Source organism: Paenibacillus sp. FSL H7-0331 (assembly GCF_001956045.1).
In genome coordinates this window covers 276,111-295,594 of sequence record NZ_MRTH01000009.1, presented here as the reverse complement: position 1 = coordinate 295,594, position 19,484 = coordinate 276,111, and the positions used below count along the sequence as shown (strand labels likewise).

General features: G+C 40.8%; 17 protein-coding genes and 1 pseudogene. 4 read left to right on the top strand and 14 right to left on the bottom strand.

Annotated elements, in window-relative coordinates; genetic code table 11:
• The 7 genes from BK127_RS16095 to BK127_RS16065 all read right to left on the bottom strand — a co-directional run.
• Positions 1-128: hypothetical protein (locus BK127_RS16095; RefSeq protein WP_144026472.1), on the bottom strand; the 128-nt coding region annotated here is incomplete at its 3' end.
• 78 nt (positions 129-206) lie between these two features.
• On the bottom strand, positions 207-1,775 hold the full coding sequence (locus tag BK127_RS16090; RefSeq protein ID WP_076231899.1) for a response regulator: 1,569 nt from the start codon (positions 1,773-1,775) through the stop codon (positions 207-209).
• Between the two features lie 29 nt (positions 1,776-1,804).
• Positions 1,805-3,550, bottom strand: a complete 1,746-nt coding sequence (locus tag BK127_RS16085) for a sensor histidine kinase (protein ID WP_076231897.1) — start codon at positions 3,548-3,550, stop codon at positions 1,805-1,807.
• 77 nt (positions 3,551-3,627) lie between these two features.
• Positions 3,628-4,461: a carbohydrate ABC transporter permease gene (locus tag BK127_RS16080; protein WP_076231895.1), complete on the bottom strand. Its 834-nt coding sequence runs from the start codon at positions 4,459-4,461 to the stop codon at positions 3,628-3,630.
• Positions 4,461-5,354, bottom strand: a complete 894-nt coding sequence (locus tag BK127_RS16075) for a carbohydrate ABC transporter permease (RefSeq protein ID WP_218639015.1) — start codon at positions 5,352-5,354, stop codon at positions 4,461-4,463. Before BK127_RS16075 ends, BK127_RS16080 begins: the two co-directional genes overlap by 1 nt.
• Before the next feature lie 88 nt (positions 5,355-5,442).
• The gene (locus BK127_RS16070) at positions 5,443-6,798 is read right to left on the bottom strand and encodes an ABC transporter substrate-binding protein (RefSeq protein ID WP_076231893.1); all 1,356 of its coding nucleotides are present in this window, start codon (positions 6,796-6,798) and stop codon (positions 5,443-5,445) included.
• Between the two features lie 45 nt (positions 6,799-6,843).
• Entirely contained in the window at positions 6,844-8,304 is a 1,461-nt protein-coding gene (locus BK127_RS16065) for a glycoside hydrolase family 32 protein (RefSeq protein WP_076231891.1), read from the bottom strand.
• A gap of 341 nt (positions 8,305-8,645) precedes the next feature.
• On the opposite strand from BK127_RS16065, the pseudogene BK127_RS46075 reads away from it, so the two are divergent.
• A pseudogene (locus BK127_RS46075) lies at positions 8,646-8,912 on the top strand (IS4 family transposase); the annotation flags it as partial.
• Here the strand turns inward: BK127_RS46075 and BK127_RS16055 are convergent.
• The 5 genes from BK127_RS16055 to BK127_RS16035 form a co-directional block, all read right to left on the bottom strand.
• Entirely contained in the window at positions 8,853-10,469 is a 1,617-nt protein-coding gene (locus BK127_RS16055; RefSeq protein ID WP_083689347.1) for a glycoside hydrolase family 32 protein, read from the bottom strand. The pseudogene BK127_RS46075 and the gene BK127_RS16055 sit on opposite strands and share 60 nt — an antisense overlap.
• Positions 10,470-10,584: 115 nt before the next feature.
• Positions 10,585-12,099: a glycoside hydrolase family 68 protein gene (locus BK127_RS16050; RefSeq protein ID WP_076231889.1), complete on the bottom strand. Its 1,515-nt coding sequence runs from the start codon at positions 12,097-12,099 to the stop codon at positions 10,585-10,587.
• 262 nt (positions 12,100-12,361) lie between these two features.
• On the bottom strand, positions 12,362-13,642 hold the full coding sequence (locus BK127_RS16045) for an ABC transporter substrate-binding protein (RefSeq protein WP_076231887.1): 1,281 nt from the start codon (positions 13,640-13,642) through the stop codon (positions 12,362-12,364).
• Positions 13,643-13,665: 23 nt separating this feature from the next.
• On the bottom strand, positions 13,666-14,856 hold the full coding sequence (locus tag BK127_RS16040) for a response regulator transcription factor (protein ID WP_076231885.1): 1,191 nt from the start codon (positions 14,854-14,856) through the stop codon (positions 13,666-13,668).
• A 4-nt stretch (positions 14,857-14,860) separates the two neighbouring features.
• Positions 14,861-16,642, bottom strand: a complete 1,782-nt coding sequence (locus tag BK127_RS16035; RefSeq protein ID WP_076231883.1) for a cache domain-containing sensor histidine kinase — start codon at positions 16,640-16,642, stop codon at positions 14,861-14,863.
• A 386-nt stretch (positions 16,643-17,028) separates the two neighbouring features.
• Between BK127_RS16035 and BK127_RS16030 the strand changes: the two genes are divergently transcribed.
• Together BK127_RS16030 and BK127_RS45685 are read left to right on the top strand one after the other, a co-directional pair.
• Positions 17,029-17,226, top strand: coding sequence for a hypothetical protein (locus BK127_RS16030; protein WP_076231880.1), 198 nt, complete (start codon positions 17,029-17,031; stop codon positions 17,224-17,226).
• A gap of 139 nt (positions 17,227-17,365) precedes the next feature.
• Positions 17,366-17,605, top strand: a complete 240-nt coding sequence (locus tag BK127_RS45685) for a spore germination protein (protein ID WP_083689345.1) — start codon at positions 17,366-17,368, stop codon at positions 17,603-17,605.
• Here BK127_RS45685 and BK127_RS16020 read toward each other — a convergent pair.
• Positions 17,562-18,122 (bottom strand): hypothetical protein, encoded by a 561-nt coding sequence (locus tag BK127_RS16020; protein WP_179097502.1) that lies wholly within the window; start codon positions 18,120-18,122, stop codon positions 17,562-17,564. The genes BK127_RS45685 and BK127_RS16020 overlap by 44 nt on opposite strands.
• 92 nt (positions 18,123-18,214) lie before the next feature.
• Positions 18,215-18,568 carry a beta-galactosidase trimerization domain-containing protein gene (locus tag BK127_RS16015; RefSeq protein WP_179097501.1) on the bottom strand — a complete coding sequence of 118 codons (354 nt, stop codon included), beginning with the start codon at positions 18,566-18,568 and terminating at the stop codon, positions 18,215-18,217.
• Between the two features lie 4 nt (positions 18,569-18,572).
• On the opposite strand from BK127_RS16015, the gene BK127_RS16010 reads away from it, so the two are divergent.
• Positions 18,573-19,145 (top strand): substrate-binding domain-containing protein, encoded by a 573-nt coding sequence (locus tag BK127_RS16010; RefSeq protein ID WP_076231873.1) that lies wholly within the window; start codon positions 18,573-18,575, stop codon positions 19,143-19,145.
• Positions 19,146-19,484 lie beyond the last annotated feature (339 nt).

Below are 19,484 nucleotides of genomic sequence, written 5' to 3'. Positions count from 1 at the left end.
TGAAATTGATAAAACAAATGATATTCTCCCTCGAAGAAGACAAGGCCGTTCGGATCATTCATCCATTGCGTAGCCGGAGTAAAATGAAATTGCGGGCGGTATCTCTCTTTATAATCTGTTGTAGACATTCTCTCACACTCCCTAAAAGTATCCGACGAAAAGTATTTCGATGCTGTTTAAAAGTTACTTATCACGCCAGACTCCACCTACAAACCGTGTTTTTGCCGATATTCACTAGGCGTTAAACCCTCATACTTTTTAAATACTTGGCAAAAATATCGCTGGTTATCATAATGAACCATCTCGCCTATTTTCAATATTTTATCATTACTGTTTCTTAAATAATCTTTGGCTTTCTCCATACGCTGCTCAGTAATATAGTCAACAATGGTCATACCGGCCGTTTTGGAGAATAACGAGCTAATATAAGCCGGACTTATATTAAATTGATCGGCAATATCGTTTAGCTTTAAATCTTTGCTGTCATTCCTTTGAATAAACAGCTTAATGTCATGGATGAGTTTCTCCTTGTAAGAGCTTTTAAGAGATTTCAGATACTCGTCCGTCTTTTCAACCTGCTCTTTCATCCATCGACCCATTTCGTCAATGGATATCATTTTGTTCAATTTGTCGTACATCTCAAATCTTTCGCCAAGAACCGTTTCCAAACGAACTTCATATTCATGTATCACCGTTGTGAAAATAACATTGATCAAATGAAAGTAAATTTCCCTAAGCTTGGTCGGTTTAAGCATTGATTGATGGGAAAACCCTGTCAATTGGTCGATCTTCGAATACAATTCAAAGGCATGAAAGCCTTGAATCTCACAATAATGTTCGACAATCGCTTCCACTGTCAATGTTTCCTGATGTTGCTCCGCTAAAACCATTTCATGATAAAAGGTGATCGGTTTATTCGTGTACTGACAGAACTTCAAAGCTTCACGCGCCGATTTGAAACCGTCATGGACGTCCTGAACCCTAAAGCAGGTTTTTCCTACTCCCATCGTTATTTCGCCCATTGAATATTCGGGCATTACGTTTTCCAGAAGCGGGTGAATCCCGCTTAATGCATTGCGAAGCTTATCGGCGACATTAATGTTGCGTCCGCGTTGATAGGAGCAAAGCAGGAGCAGGCTGGTTTGATATATATAAGTGAAGGCCTGAAAACCGCGCTCATGAAAATATTCTGCAATTATGGTTGGCACATCCGACCTTTGAATCGCCTTCTCCCAGTATCTGGACGTACTCTCTGCAACAACGGCTGTATAATTATCGGATTCTGCCCCGAAGGTTACATCTTCTATAATTCTACGTCCCATCATCAAATCGAAGAAAAGACTTTGACTGATGAAATCACTATGTTTTAGCAACGATTCACTTTTTTTTTCATTCTGCTTCTTTTCGTATTTTACAATAGCATTCTTGACCGATTTTACAATCTCATCCAGCTCGATTGGTTTGATTAGATAATCGATCGCTTCCAATTCAATCGCGCTTTTGGCATAGTTGAACTCCGAATATCCGCTAATAATTAGACATACGATATCGGGAGCTTTTTCTCTGAGATGCTGAATCAATTCCAAACCATTCATGCCCGGCATGCGAATATCCGTCATAACGATATGCGGTTTAAGCGCCAGAATCCTTGCGAGCGCATTCGTTCCGTCCATCGCCGAACCAATCACTTCAATCTGATGCTTCTCCCATTCGATGATTGACTTCAAACCATCCACAACCAGCTTCTCATCATCCACGATAAATAATTTGTACACGTTGATTCCTCCTTCCTTAAAAAGATCGTTTAAGATATGATTCCAACTGTTATTACAGCTTTTGTTCCGATCAGGGGTTCACTCTCAACGCTAATACCATAGGATTCGCCGTAATGGAGTTTAATTCTTTCTTCAATATTTTTGAGCGCATATCCTTTGCTTTTTGCGGAAATATGTTCAGTATCAAAGCCGATCCCATCGTCGATCACCTCAAACACGAGAACATGCTCCTTTTTCATGCCTCTTATCGTAATATGTCCCTCGCCCTCCTTCAATTCAAGACCGTGATAAATTGCATTCTCCACCAACGGCTGAATTAGGAGCTTAATTACTTTTTCTTTCAATATAGATGGCTCCACTTCAATCGAAACAATCAGCTTATTATCGTATCGAATGTTTTGAATTTCCAAATAATTGCGAATTTGTTCGATTTCATTTTCCACTGTCGTTATATAGCTGCCGTTATTGAGGCTGAGCTTGAAAAACTTGGAGAGTGAAATGACCATTTTCGAAATATTCTTGGCCTTAATTTTTTCGGCCATCCAGTAGATCGAATTCAGCGTGTTGTACAAGAAGTGAGGATTAATCTGGCTTTGCAGCGCAAGAAGTTCTGCTTCCTTCTCTTTGATCTTGGACTCGTACAGTTTGATCGTCAGATCGCTGTTCATATTATGAATATGAATAAATTGGTTGCCTATGATTCCGATTTCATCCGTATTCTTGAAGTGATAATTGTGAATGCCTTCCCTTAGGGCAATCTTATTGACAACCTTATTCAATAAAACCAGCTGCTTCGTAATTCTATTTGATATGAGATAGGATCCTATAATAGCGAGTGTAAAGGAAACCACGATTAACAAAATGGTTAGCCCCTTGATAATATTGACCTCTTTAAGGATGCTTTCATATGGAATCATGCTGACGACTTTCCAGCCTGTTCTCTCATTCGTGCTGTAATTGACGATATACTTTTTTCCGGAAATTTCAATGGTGGTTCTGCCCTTCTCAGGAAGACCACTAAGCGTTGCGACCTCCTTATCATCAATCAACTGTTTACCGATCAAGGAGCCACTATTATAGACTACCCTCTTATAGTCCAAAATGATGATCCTATCACCGCCAACCCGGTATATATCTTTAAACATTTGATCAAATACGTTACGGTCGACTGTAATCATCAGGATTCCTGTTGGTTCAAGCGTATCCAAATTTTTTAACAGCTTGCCGAATAATAGCAAATTTTGTCCACTGACCGATGCATCCCCAACAGCGTTAAACCAAACACCGCGGCCATCATATTTTTTGACGGTTTGGTACCATTCTGTGCCTATGATGGTCTGATAGATGTTGCCCGAATGAACACCCTCATTCCTATTGATCGTAATATACTCCTGTTTGTCACTGCCTACATAAATGGAATTAATGTAAGATTTGTTGTTAGCGAGATTAATTAGAAAATCTCGGGTGGACGTTTGCAGCTTGTACATTTCCTTAAAATCATTGGTCTCGTCGGATAAATAATACTGGATATCTTTCGATGAAAGCACCATCTTAGCGATGCTTTCCACATCCACCTCGAAGGTGTCGATATTCCAATTAATAACACTCAATAAATTGGACGTCGTATCTGAAATTTTATTTTCAACAACCTTAATGAAATACAAGAACGTGAACGTACCGATACTGCACAATGGGATCAAGGTCGAAACAATAGCCAGCAGGATAATTTTCTGTCTGATCGTTACGAAACCGCCTCTTTTGTTGAACTTGAACATGTGCATCCCTCAATTTTTAGTATGGTTTACTCTACTCCTAAATTGTATATTTTTTGTATACGAAAGTACATGTAAAATTAACCTTTGGTCGCTCCGGCTGCCATACCCGAGATAACGCTTTTATTAAAAAAGAAATAAACCAGCAGCGTCGGCAGCGTGGTTAAACTAATGGCTGCAAAAGTTGATCCCCAATCCGTAAGACCATAAACTTGGACAAAATCCTTTAATCCAACCGGTATTGTTTTCAAAGAGGCATCGTTAATAAAGGTATTGGCAAAAATGAATTCATTCCAAATAAAAATACTGTTCATAGCGACTACCGTTACAATTGTATTTCTCGACATGGGTAAAATGATTTTTAAAAATATCCGATAAACGTTGCAACCATCCATAATAGCTGCTTCAATGACCTCACCCGGAATATATTTGTAAAAGCTGACAAACAAATAAATCGATACGGGCAAGGCAAAACCTACTTGAGGAAGAATAAGCGAAGCATGCGTATTAAGAATATCCAGCTCCTTATAAATCATGAATAACGGAATAAGCGTAACCTGAATTGGAACCATAATACCGCCTAAAAAATAAATTAATAGCTTTCCGCTTCCTCTGAATTGAAGCTTCTCCATCGCAAAAGCCGCAGTAGCGCTTAAAACGACGATACCAATAATCGAAACTACCGCAACGATAAGACTGTTCATGAAGTAAACACTGATGTGTCCACCATTCCATGCGTTAACGTAATTATCAAAGGTAGGGTGTATCGGGATGTTTAAAGGATTGCTACTGGAAAATTCCTTGCTGTTTTTCAAGCTTGACAAGAAAATCCAAATGATAGGATACACTTGAATAATAAGTACGAGAATGGCCATCAAGTAAAATAGATAACTTTTAAAATTAGTTTTTTTCATCAGTATCCTCCGTTTTGATCGTCGACCCGGATTAGCTTTCTAATCAGAAATACTGCCAACAAGCTTTCGATTACGATAAAGACAGCAATCGCACTGCCGTATCCGTAGTCCAAGCTGGAGAAAGCCGTTTTGTACATATATGTCGAAAGCAGCTCAGACCTATGCATAGGACCTCCGTTTGTCAGTAAAAAAGGAATGTCGAACCCTTTTAATGCACCGGTGGTGGCCATAACTAAAGTTACGATAAATACAGGCTTGATTAAAGGGAATGTAATGCTGCCAAACAACCTCCAGCCGGTAGCCCCATCCATTTCTGCCGCCTCCATGATCTCCTTCGGTATAGAAATGAGCGCAGAATACAAAATAATCATATAAAGCCCAATAAATCGCCAGCCTTCGGGAACGGAGACGGCCGTCAATACGATGTTTAAGTCGGAAAGCCAAGCTTTAGCCCAAAATTCCAAACCAAGTTTGGTTAAGATAAAATTCACCAGACCTATAGGTTCATAAGAATAAATATTTTGAAACAACTGTGAAATCCCTACAGAGGTAATAATTGCAGGCGTAAAATACAAGGTTTTAAGTAGATTCCGTCCTTTTCCAATCTTCGTTACCATGAGCGCTACAAGCAAGCCGAGAAACACTTGCATAGACACAATGATCAATACGTAAATGATATTATTGTAAAAGGCATCCCAGAAAGTATCGTCCCGGGTCAGCATTTTTACGTAGTTTTGTACGCCATTAAAGCTCATTCCAGAAATTCCATCCCATGAATAGAAACTATAAAATAGCGACCAGAGGATCGGGATAAAAACGGTAAACGAATAAATGGCTAAAGCCGGCAATAGGAACACTAAAATTGCTGTTCGATTGCGCAAAATTTTATTCATGTGTACACACCTTTCCATGTTGTAGTTACTTTTCAAGAAAGAACCAACCACCAACGTATGTCGGTGGTTGGATTCATGTGTGCTGCTTCTATTTAAAATATTTTGGTGCGTTTTCTTTGATAGCAGCATCCATTTTCTTCGCAAATTCCTCAGGACTGGAGGCTCCAAGTACAAGCGCACTAATTTCATTGCCGATCAGTTCATTTGTAGCCGGATCGAAGCGGGTATCCCAAGGCACCGCATAGGTTGTACCGGATTGCTCCATTTCTTTTTGCATCCTCTTAAAGATTTCCGGCATCTTCACATCTGTGCCCAAAGTGAATTTGAACGGAGAGAATTGCCCTTTTTTCGTGTACGCTTCCGGATATTTCTCTAATAAAAATTTCAAAAATTCCTGTGTTGTAGAATCAAAGGTTTTGGCGTTAAAGGCTACACCTATTCCTGAATTGATGAAATAATCATTAGGTTTGGTTGTTGCGCCATCCATTGTTGGCAGCTTGAAAAAACCGATGTTGTCCTTCATCTCAGCGCTGATGTTTTCATTGGCAAAATTCATTGTTTCCCATGTACCCATGTAATACATTGCCGTTTTACCCGCTAAGAATAAATCCCTTGCCGCCGTATAATCGGTTGCTGAAAAGCCTTGCTGGAAATATTTCTTTTCACCGATTTCATGTAAAAACTTAATGCCTGCCATACCTGCTGGTTCGGTGAATGAAGCTTCCCCCTTCTTAACTTTTTCGATAAAGTCGTTGCCGGTTAAGCGGAATGGCTTGAAAGCTAAATACCGTAATACCGGCCAATTGTCTTTTCCATCGACAGCCATCGGAGTGATTTTGTTTTTCTTCAGCGTTTCGCTCGCCGTCATCAGCTCGTCAAAAGTGGTAGGCGTTTTTAGTCCCAAATCATTAAATATTTTAATGTTGTACCAAAATCCTTCAATCCCGTATTCTAGCGGCAACGTGTACATACTTCCATCCGCGAATTGTTGATACTGCAGTGCGATTGGACGATAATCATCATATTTTCCGATATCCTTAAGCACTTTTTTCATATCGACCAGCAACCCTAGCTTTACCAGTTTATCAGCATATGCATCCGGGTCAGTATCAAACATATCCGGCATTTCGTTGCTGGCTATCAAGGTTCTTAGTTTTTGTAAATAGGAAGGCCTATCACCAATACCTTCCAAAACCAATTGGAAATTCGGATGAGTCTTGGTAAATTCATCGGCAATCTCCTTCACGGTTTGTGCGATCGGGCCATCCACGCCACGGGCGATAAACCATTTTATTACTTTCTTCTTGTCCGTTTGTTCGACTTTTCCTGGATCACTTTGCGTTGCTACATCCGTTTTCTCATTGTTTCCTCCGCAACCCGCCAACAGAACCAATATCACACATACTGCCAAAGATAGAAAACCCAATTTTTTAAGCGTTTTCATGTAACTTCCCTCCCTAGTCATAGTCATAAATTTATAAAATTTTTGCTATACATCGATACCCGTGATCTGAACATTTTCAAATGAAACTTCGCCTTCATTAACAAAAACGCCCCATCTGCCTAGTTTTAAATTATAGAGGCGTGCGGTCATAGCAACTTTATCATCCACATACACCACACACAGGGAGTCATCTACAAATACTTTTATTACATATTCCGTTTGCGGAGTCAACTCGATTGGTATTTCCAGTTCTTCCATATAGGGTCGATCACCGGCCACATGCCACTGCGCCTCTCCCTTAACCCGACGCGGCCACATATCGAAAACGAGACGATTGCGATCAGGCTCGAGTCGAATATAATAAGCGTTTTCAAAATCGTCGCTGGCTCTCAGCATGATCCCAAAACCTTTAGTATTCGATTGATACTGCATCGTTGCTGAGATTTTGCAGCACTTTGGCATCATATCGGCCATTGCGCAGGAGAATTTGTCTGGTCGATTGACCGTTAAAGTATTCCCTTCAATATTCCATTCACCCAAACAAGAAGAAAATTCAAACGGCAGCTTTTGATTAAAACAACTATCGAACGATTCCGGAACCTTCACACTTAATGTTCCGTCTGCCTCCTGAATGACTTCGTGCACTACAAGATTGCCTGCCCATTGCCATTCATTGTAATCATTCTCAAGCTCCTTGCTTGGATTCCAGCCAAACGCATAACGAAGTTTGCCATCCGACCAGGTTTTCGCGGCATAAAAGGCTCGTCCGTCAAAAGCGTCATGCTTTGGCGCAATCCAGGGTCCTTGTAACGATTTGCTCATTCGATAGCGCGTGACGAATCTCTCCGAAAATTCGGAATAAACCAAATACCACCAGTCGCCAATTTTGAATAAATCCGGACATTCGTGTGTGATATACAAACCCGGTGCCCAGAAAGGCTCACGGATTTCCCAACGCGACAAATCTTTGGAAGCACACAATGCGATGCAGCCTCTTCTCCGCGAAGGACCTGTTTTCAATCTTGAGGCAAGGAGCATCCAATATTCACTTGCTTCCTCGTTCCAAAACACAAAAGGATCACGCCAATCGTGACGTTCATACAGGTCACCATCGGCATAAAACGTATCCTCAGGTAGTTTTGTCCACTTTTGCAGATCATCGCTAACGGCGTGCATGACGCACTGCAACCCTTCGCCATTCTCACAAAACGGCGGATGAGGATTATGCCCCGTGTAAAACATATGATATTTCCCGCCCGCTTCGAACACGCTGCCTGTATAGCAATGAAGATCTTGATCGTTAATCGAACCATGAGCGAGAGCTTCACCACATTCTTCGAAATGTACGAAATCATGCGTCCGTACTTCATACCACGACATACCTTCTCCATATTGTTCTTTATTGCGTCTTTCATGGAGGTAATATAATCGGAATTGTCCGTCCTGATAAAACGGAATCACATCCCCTATCCAAGCGTTTTTTGGTCTGTAAAACAAATTACTCAATATGCTTCCCCCTGACTAGCCTATAATGTATTTCCCCTTCAAAATTCATTATAGGTTAAGAAAGAAACATAAAATATTCTAATATTTTTATATAGTGTCATATATTTTTTCGAATAATTTAAAATCAATCTTTAGTAACTCAGGTTCATAATGATGCATTACTAGATTTCTCCAACGGTTGTGGTGCAAGAATTAAACTTTCGCACCTTGAAAATTAATGCAACGTCTTGCCGTTAAAAGGGTTAGAGGTAAAAAAGTTCCGTACTTGACAGAAAACACCCTTCATTTGGTAAAATGGACGTGTCGAGCAACCATCCAAACAAAGAAGGGTGTGTAACCTCATGGTACACCAAACTTCTCTGCCTGAAAAGACTAAATCTCGGTTTTCTAACTTGTTCTCTACCTTGCAAATCAGCCATCTACTTCGCCAGGCTGGCATCTCCAAGTCGTTCGGATTTTCTAGCCTGGCGATCTTCCAACTTTTGTTTTCTTTGGTCTTTAAAGGTCGGAACTGGTTCCGTCTCTTGGAAAGTGATCGTAGACAAAGGTTACCCGGCAAGGATGTCGTTTACCGGCTTCTCAACCACCTCCAATTTGCTTGGCGAAAGATTGATTTGATCTTTGTTGAAGTGCTTGATTACAACAATATTAAAGATCGCGGTGCCGCCTTCAGTAAAAAGGGTAATTCCTTGATCGATTAATTCCGGGAAAATTTCATTGGAAAAGACGATGGTCCCATCATCTATATAGACTTCAATGCTTGTTTTATCGACGAGAATCTTTAAGTGAACGTTCTTCTTAATCACATCAAATGGTGCCCTACTTTCAACATATTTACCACTCTTGTCGGGTTGCCCTGTAAAAGCTCTATTGACATAAGAATATTGACCTTCTGTAAACACCCCGACATCTACATGACGGTTTTTGTCTGCTGATTCTCGAAGTCTTAATCCTACATTCTTGATCTCTGACCACGATATATCTGTCTCAAGCTGGTATGCATCGCCTGTCACATGAAGAGTTGTAGTGCCATTAACCTCTATTTGTTTTAACGAATCCGTTGTATTAGTCAATTGATTTAATGCTTCAATGGGTTGTGAAACCAAACGATACGTATGATCGTCTTCTTGTTTTAGATTAATTTGACGAACAATCGAATCCGTTCCGTTAAACCCTTCTTGAAGGGTTGGCGTATTATGGGGATAATCCCAATTATTCATCCAAGCTAAAGCATACCGATGATTGTATTTATCGCTGTATTTCCCGTCTTCAAACGTGACAGCACCATACCAATCAAAGCCGTAATCTAACCACTGAGGGTCACTTTGATCAGGGAAAAATTCCTTTCCGTTAAAGTGTCCAGTCCAATAGGCGTAAGTGTTTGGTTGACCTGCCGACTTACCATTAGCGCTGACACCAAGAATCCATTTATAGGTCCCGTCATTCGCACGCATCAAATAAAGATCAGGACACTCTACAATCCCGATATTTTCTGTAAATAAACCACCTGTATATTGCCAATCTTTTAAATTCATAGACTCATAAAAACCAATCTTCGTCCCTTCCGCTATTGCCATCACCCATTTATTAATCTGATGATCCCAGATGATCTTCGGGTCTCTAAAATCTTTTGTCCCCGGATTCGGCATAATGGGATCGTCACGATAAGATGTAAACGTATTTCCATGGTCCGTACTGTACCATAAATATTGTTCCTGTTTCCCCCCATCAGCAGAGGGCTGTGTCACGATCGCCACAAGAGCCCCTTTTCCAAAGCCAGCCGTATTTGTATCGTCCACAACGACTGATCCCGTCCATGGATCACCATTTCTGTTAGTATATTTAGGAATGGCCACCCCTTCATCTTTCCATTGCACCAAATTCGTGGATGTTGCATGCCGCCATTCAGTGCCATTTCCATGCGGATAATCACCATTATAAAGGTAATAGTAATGATATTTTCCATCCAAATAAATTGGCCTCTGCGGGTCGTTTTTCCATTTGTCCGGAGTCGTAAAATGGTACGTTGATCGATAAGTTGGCTTATGATGAAGCACAGTTTCTTTACTATCATTTTCTGTTTGACTTGGCCATAATCCAATGACAATGAATATACCGAGTATAATTATAAAAATAGCTAACCATTTATTTGATTTCTTATTCATTACTATTTTTTCCAAATAGAATCACCGCTTTTTATTAAATAAAAAGAAAATGCCGATATACAATCAGCATTTTCTTTTCTTATGTTTAGGCTGCTTTTCCACAAAAAATGGTTTGTTATTCATCATCATCGCTATCTTGAACGTTGGTTTGGTATGGTTTGTTGTTTTTGCTGTCGATCGTTAATTGCCCTTGTTCAAGGATACTATTTTTTACAACAGAAGTTTTGGATCCTTTAATATTCAGCAAGAAACTCGGCGCAAAGGTAGATTTCTTATCTGCAAAAATACCTCTATTCGTCATGTAACTTGTGATGACCACATTTTTGCCATCAGCTTGCGGTACTGCAAAGTGGGAGTAAGTCCAAGTAAGATCATTAGGATCAAGATTCATGTTTAAAACAAGTCCGCTTCCATTTAGCGGTTCGTATGATCCGGTTAAGGAATCCGACACATATCCTAACATGTATACATCATTCTTACCTATCCCATCAATAGTCATTTTAGATCCTCTAGAATCTGTGAACAAGTACCATTTACCATTCATTTTAAATACGTTGGCACGTTCGATTTCATCTGTTACTGTGTTCGATGCAATCAACGGTTTCATTACTTTTTTCAGCGTATAATCGTCGTTTAATTCAATAATACCCAGTGCGCCATTAGCTAACTCAGCACTACGCTTCTTAGGGCTTTGCAGCAGTTTATTTTTTTCAGCTTGGAAGAATTTTTCACTTCCTTCATAGAAAACTTTATTATATAACGATTCTGCTCCTGAGTAACCAACCTCTGTCCCCGTATTCGCTTCGAAAACTAGATATTTATGACCTTTGTCTTCCACATAATGAGGATCTCTTAGAGTATGGTTATCGGAATAGTTCTCCGCTTCGATACCTTGCATAACATTTTGATAGATTTTGCCGTCTCCACCATCAAAGATCGATTTGAGATCCTCAACGCCATCAATTTTAAGCGTACTCATATCCGGTCGGGATACATTGACTTGTGCTGTTGTTAAAGTCTGTTTGCCATAAAACCCGGAATCGGGTGACCAAGGATGGCGATTTGTATAAAATAAGCGAACTTTTCCATCCGAGGTTAAGGTTGCAGAGCCTGACCATTCTTCTGCTTGATTGTTTAGAATCGTATCATTGGGGACGTTTTTATCACTATCCTTAAATACTCTGCCCGCATTCTTCCAACTATCAAGGGATGTGTCGCCTACTTTTTGATAGAACATGTAAATAAACGTGTCCCATCCTCTTTTAGGGTCTCCAGCTAAAGCAAACACGATATTGTAGCCATTATAATTTGCTACCGTTCCATCACCGTTCTGCAGCGGCCAGCTATCCCAAACATCTAAATCTATCAGATTGCCCACCTCATCATAACCTTTTGCCGAAAGGATGTTTTTAACTTTTGATGCATCGAATGCAGGTGCTTTAAATTGGTCACTCTTTTGTTGGGTAGGTATTTTCAGCATGTCAGAGCGTGTTATATGGGAAAAACCATATTTTTCTTTGTAATCCATACTGTCTTTTTCTTTCGCAAAAGCTTGAGCACCACCTCCTACCAACATTGCTGTTGTCAAGCTTACTGCTGCTGCTCGTTTAATAATTTTTTTGATGTTCATAATCTTACAACTCCTTTTCTACTTCATATTTTTTTCTGTCTACAGTTTGTATTTTAATGCAAAGGAAAAGTTATGAACATGTCGTACATTGATAGATATTCAGGCTTATATTGATTCAATTATTTGCGAACCTTATAGGATCTCAGGACCAATCGATCACAAACACAAAATAACCCTTACCTCCCTGATACTACACTTCAGAGACAAAAGGGTTATAATTCTAATTTTTGTGGCTGTACCCCCCAGTAGAGCGAAGAGCTAATTATTTCTGCTCAGCCTTTACCCAGGATTTTTGGAGTTCCTGAAGCAATTGATTGCGGCTAAGTTGTTTGCCTACATACGCTTGCATAGCATAGCAGAACTCATCTCTTGCCCTCGAAGGAAATTTAAACCAGTTCCAGGACAACGTTTTTTTCTCATTTGAGTAACGAATAATATCGTCCGCGAGCGGTCCTGATCGGTCCGTCTCTATATTTTTAAACGCAGATATAAAATGGAATTGTTCCTTCATAAATGTTTTGCCTTGTTCCGAAGAAACCATCCAGTTTAAGAATTTCTTGGCTTCTTTCTTTTTCTCCTGCGAAGCTTCTTTATTTACGACCCAGTTATTGGATACACCCACCGGCAAGGCATCGTTTCTGGAGTCATCATTAATCGGCATGGGCAAAAAACCGATACTCATATTCGGCGTTATTTGATCAATCTTAGATTGAGCCCAATTCCCTTGTTTAAGGATCGCCGCTTTACCGGTTGCAAACAAAGAGACTTCCGTATTATAGTCTGTCGTCAGAAAATCTTTATTGCCGTATTGAACAGTCAAATCCAGCATTCGAGTCAGATCTTCGAACTTTTTGTTCCCCTCGATTGTTTGCGTCCCGTCGTTCAAAGCTTGAATAAAAGCGTCCGGGTCGTCCTGTTGGGCAAAAGCAATATTCAACATAAGAACGAAAAACCAACTATCTGAATATCCGACTGCAAAGGGGGTAATACCTGCGGAATGCAACTTTTCCGCCACTACCATTAATTCGGTAAGCGTTTTTGGCAGTGTGTCGATACCGGCCTTTGCGAATAAATCCTTATTATAAATAAAGCCGTAGCCTTCCAAATTTATAGGCATCCCGTAAATTTTCCCGTCTATCTTCATCGGCTTAAGAGCCTCATCATACACATTTTCCACCCACGGCTGATCGGATAAATCCTCTAGATACCTTTTCCATGACTTCGCTTCTTCGTAACCGCCGTTAGGAAAGATATCGGGTCCTTTATTTGCTGCAAATCTTGCTTTTAATTCGGCAAGGTAGTTTGCCCCTCCGCCAAATGTTAAAATATTCAGTTTAACATTCGGATTTTCCTTCTCGTATTCCTTTACCATTTGTTCGAACTGCGTGGAAATTTCCACTTTGGGATTAAGTATCTCCAAAGTGATTTTCTGATCAAGACTCCTGGTATCCATTTGCTTCACCGAACGATTGTCCACCCCGCAAGCAGAAATCGATAAACTAAGCAGCCCAACCAAGATGCATTGAAAAGCCTTGATTTTCATGATTTCCCCCTACATGTATAACTTTAATGAGTCAATCCCAATTTCGTTATGTCCCGTTTTCTCTCCTCAATCCGATACTTAAGAGGCGTCATGCCAACCATTTTTTTAAACAACTTCGAAAAGTAAGTTTCATCCTGATACCCGAGCTTTAATGCAATCGAGTACATTTTCTCGTTCGTTTGGCTTAACAACCGCTTAGCTTGTTTAATTCTTAATTGAATAACGTAGTTTGATAAGGTCATTCCTATTTCTTGCTTAAATCGTCGCGAGATATGTTCCCGACTCAGGAAAAACAGGGTTGACAATTTGTCCAAACTTAACTCTTGCATATAATGTTCATCTACAAAAGCAACAATGTCATGCATACGCCTGGCATCATCCAAATCCGTCAAACGATGTATGGCTCTGAAGTTTTGCTCGGCCATTGCCCTTTGCGCTGCTTGAAATGATAACGGAAGTTCTGTAAGCGATGTCAGTGGAAGGCCGCTAACCAGACGAACGGGAATATCAATGTACTTGGTAATCCATTCCTCTATCGGGAAAAATTGGCCGTGGACAGAAAGGATCACACAGACATTTGGGTCGTTCTGAAGGGCAAAGGCATTCCCCCACTCCCGAATAACCAGCTCATCGGTCAAATGCTGGAGGTAGGGATCCGAATGCTGGGTTTGGTAAAAATATATCAATGTAAGATCGTATGCATCCGCTTGGGGAAGAGACAAGGCAATTTCGTCGGAATCAAAATGTTCTCCGTTACAAGCTGAAGTAATCCCCCTGTTTAAGCGAAACTTCTTGACCTCTTCATGGAAGCCCGGCTCCATATTACAGCGTTCTTCCTCTTCTTTTTTCCAGGTTTCTACCGCTCCCGCAAGTGTTTCATTTAGCAGTTCATCTTCGATCGGCTTCAGCAAATAATCGAAGATGCCGTGCTTAATCGCTTTACGCATAAAGGAATAGTCGTCAAACCCTGTAATTAAAATCACTTTTCCCGGATAGGAGTTGGCATCCAACCACTCGATCAACTCAATCCCGTTCTTTTTGGGCATTTTCACGTCTGTCATGATGATTTCCGGACATTCCAGATCAATCAACGCTTTTGCTTCTTCACCATTTCTGGCTTCCAAAATCTCGGTAATCCCGTGTTCCTGCCACTTTCCCATAAACCGGATGATTTTCCTTACATTGAACTCATCATCCACGATAAGAGCTTTCATTACGTCAATCCTCCTTGAGGTAGAGTGGAATCACTAGCCGCACGGAAAACCCTTGTCCCTGCATCGAATCGAGTGCAACTCCCGCAGTCGGATCATAATTAAGAACCAAGCGGTCATGAATATTTTTCAAGCCGATATGCTCAAGCGAGTAGTTCCCTTCGTGAGCCGGCGTGTAGATTTTATTTTTTAATGCCGTCAGCTCATCATTCGTCATACTGCGACCGTTATTTTCCACAACCAGATTCAAATATCCACCTCGTACTTCACCGGAAATACGCAAGTGAGCTTGTTCGCCCCCCTCTTCATAACAGTGTTTAAAGAAGTTTTCAACGAGCGGCTGCAAAATCATACTCGGAACCGAAATACCAAGAAGGTCTGTGGGTATATCGATGGAATGGCTAAAATCGGTTTGAAAACGCTCCTCTTGAAGGCTCAAATACGCTCTTACATAATCCACTTCACTCCGAACCGTGGCCTTTTGATCCACACGAATGGAGTACCGCATCATTTTGGATAAGGAGACTACCAATTCGTATACTCTCGGAGATTCGGTAAATAAGGCAACCGCACCAATGGATTGAAGGGAGTTGTATAAAAAGTGAGGATTAATCTGGGACTTTAGCGCCCTGTGCTGGTTCTTCCTGTTCTCAATCTCCAACTTGTACTCACGGTCGATGTGACGATTGATCCGGTTCATCATTTCCTTGATGTGCCTTTCCAGATTGCCGATTTCATCTTCCCTCTTATCGTCAAACGGAACATTCATATTCCCTCCTTCAATGCTCAGCACTTTTCGGCTAAGCTGCTTGATTGGACGAGTAATCTTGTATGAAATAATGGCTATCATTATCAAGCCCAGACCTCCCACGATGACACCCACGATGATGTTAGTGTAGGCGGTTTTCCTCACGTCTTTAAATAAAAATTTGCTTGGGGTTATCTTAACAAAGTGCCATTGGTTTAACGGTTCCGACAACGTTCTGGAAAAGATAATATCGCCGTTCGAAAACTGTGCGCCTGCAGCCGACTGATTGATTTCCTTTTGTAATTCTGTCGGGACGGACTTGCCAATCATGGCTTCATCACTTGCATAGATGACATGACCATCCGAATCGGAAAGCAATACGGATTCTTCATTTTTTTGAAGAAAATGATTAGATATACGAGCAAATTTATCCAAATCGATGTCTATCGTGATGATACCGAGAAATTCTTTCGAAAGGGCATCCAAGATTTTGTGATGAATCGTCAAAACCATCGTTTTGTCCGATTGGGGCATAATTGATGTATTGTTATAATTTTCAATCTGATGAGGCGGTTCGATTAGAAAGTTCGAATCAGAGTTCATTAGCTTTTGAATAGAAGCTTGTTTCAATAAATCCGGCTGCCGCTTACGGGAACTTATCATCGCATTATAAACCGTAAATGAGTTTTTTCCTTCTTCGATGTATAACCGAACCTGCCTAATTTCGCTCCTCATCAGATAAAAGGTTGTCATGCCTTTATAGATTTCAAGTTGGTTGGAATAAAGGGAGCTTTCGAAGCCTTTTTCGAAAATCATGAACAAGTCGGGATTTCGGTATAAAATATACGGAAGATTAACGATGTCTTCAAAGTATTGCCCCAGATCTTCGGACGCTTGTTGTATTTGCTCGCGGCTGTTCTCAAGCTCATGACGCTCCACATTCTCTTTCGTTTGTTGATAAATCAACAGCATGGACAGAAAATACGGAAGAATAATAAAAACAAGCAGCATGATTAATAAACGGCTTTGAATGCTTTTCACAAAAAATGCTCCTTTTATAGTATCACCTTGCTATCATTCTAGCCTTTTAGCATTGTGATTGCATTCGCCAATATCTGTAAAGGTATTCTCCAGCTGATATAGAATTCGGCCTTTGATGAAAAAATCAGTCCGTAGAGATGTTTCAAGCGGTTGTGGTGCAAAGCTCTTAGATCCATGGTAACTTGATTAAAATGAAGTCGTGTGATGGGACAATTACTTTGGAAAAGGAAATAGGTACGCTTATGCTCCTTCAAAAACTCTCCATGAAAGTATTGGAATCCATGTAAATTGTTGATTCTTGAGTTCTTTAACTACCGAATTCATAATTTCTCTAATTTAAGGAAAATTTACAGTTATTAGATTATACTTCTAGGTGGATGCTATTGATGAACAAATTTTTGCAGGTAAACACCGATAAGGCTGAATTACTTTCGAACATCCTTCAGCAAAATATCAAAAAAATCTTAACGTTAACTGGGAACAGTTCGGATATTACGATTCGCACGTTTCAAGGAGCAAATGGTTTGCCAATGGCTATTGTTTATATAAAGGGCCTAACTAAGACTGAGGTCATTATAACATGAACACACTAAGTCCGATCATGTCCGATGCAGAAGTAAACACAGTTCAACAGAGAAGTTTATTCGATTCACTTGCGGTCATTAAAAATAAGATTCTTACGGTCAGCGCCACAAATACCTTTAATAAAATAGATGGCCTTATATCAGCTATATACAGCGGGATACCGTTATTCTTGCAGAGGGTTGGGATCGGGGCATATCCGCAAGTACTTCCAAATGGATGCAAAGAGCCGTAGAGGAGCCTTCGTCCCAATCCGTTATTCGCGGTCCTAAAGATGGGTTCACCGAAAATATATATGTTGGCCGACTGGCACACGTGAAAGACCTGGATATATTGGTTACAGATAAAAGACAACGATCTCATGATCCAACAGCTCGGTAAGCTGAACTTCTGCCCAGTCCACGGTTATTGTCACTGGCAAAGTACGCTCAGACACAAGACATTTTGCTTCTGAAGCGACTGTATATCCTTCTGGAATCTTAATCCGTATTGTCTGTGGTCCCACAGGCAAAAGTTCATGTACCGGAGCCTTCCAAATGTCTGGATTGGTTAAGTTGACCAAGTGTACTTGCAAGTTCCCATCCTGCCGATATGGATGCATTTCGATTAATCCCGGTCCGGTTACTTCCACCCTCTGTTCTCCTGGGAATGCGCAACGCACGGAGTTAAGCAGCAGTTGTGCATAATCAGGCGAATTCGTAGTGTAGAAATATGCATCAATATTACCAGACCAATATACACGGCGACCTTCGTCTTTGACTCCCTCCGTCAGCAAAACTAGAGGCAATCCACTATCTCCGACGAGACTGTAAGCCATTTCATGCGGATAGCTGATATAAGGTGGACTTAGAGTTAAAAGAGATGTATCTGTTCCCTCTTTCGCTTGTACAGGACACATATATTCGCTGTTATGAGTGACTTCGGTTTCTTCCAACCCGGATAGAAGCTCATGTGAACCATGAAGATGGGCGTACGAATGACCTAATCGACCTATGCTGGGGAACGGTGTCTTATCCCAAGCAAGTCATCCAATACTCCTACTGTTCTTTGCTGGCCCCATTCATCATAGACACCTGTTTCATAAGTAGAGATCACCGAACCGCCACGTTGTACGAATTTACGCACGTTTTCGGCTTCATCGTCGGAAAGTGCACCAATATTGGGCAAAATCAATACTTTATACCTCGATAAAACCTCTTCTTCCATGCGGCCAACATGAACCAAATCAAACGGGATACGGTTTCTCAGCATCGCATAATACATCCCTCGAAAGGCATCGCCAGCAAGTTTTCCCTTTGGAATAAACGACTCCCGATCATAGAAGGCAATCAATAGCTCTAGCAACCTCTTGCAATTAGGCGTGGATAGCCAAATATACCGAGACAGCCGCAACCCTAGTAACTACAGCGCCCAGCGCACTGAAGGATATGCAAAAGCTTTCGCAGAAGAAAACTTGCCTGTTGCTGATTCCAACATCATGTATTTAGACAAAGATTTGGACGCAAGAGATATGATCATACGAAGAATAAATGATATAAAGCCAACAGCCATTATTGCAGGTACCAATATTATTGCAAGAGATACTGTAAAAGCTTGCAAAGAACTAAGTCTCTCGTTCCCGAATGATATCAGTCTGGTGATGTTTGATGATGTGGATTGGGCTTCCTTATTAGACATTACAACCGTTTCCCAGCCAATCAATGATATTGGCCACTTCGCTTGTCGAAGCATCATTAATCAAATAAACATGACAACTCTCCAGCTTCCTTCAGATTCCACCTCGCGACGGACACCCTTGCTCATGGCTAATGGTAGGAGCTTGCCAACCCCCAATCGGGACTTTCACCCTAGAGATGACGCCAATGGTAGGCGTACAATAAAAAAAGCCTTCAATCCATATGGATTGAAAGCTCTTGTTTAGGCTCAATGCACCCTATCGTTATGGACACATGAGAAAAACCCTCTTGCAGTTCACTTCTGCTTGGAGATTTTTTACCAGTGCTTCCGAACAAAACTAATACACCATATTATGCTTATTATTGCAATGATTAATCCATAGGATTCACTCTTTCATTATGATCCTCGATCTCATTACAGTTTGTCCCACGAGCATGCAGATTTGAGTATTGCGTAGTTGAGCGCGACGAGACGTAAGTTATGTTCGACGAGTAAATTACGCGAATGTTGATTCCCGGCTGCCAACAAAGCTATTGCCGAGAACAGTCCAGGCATACTCAGTCACCCCCACGTTGCGATTAGT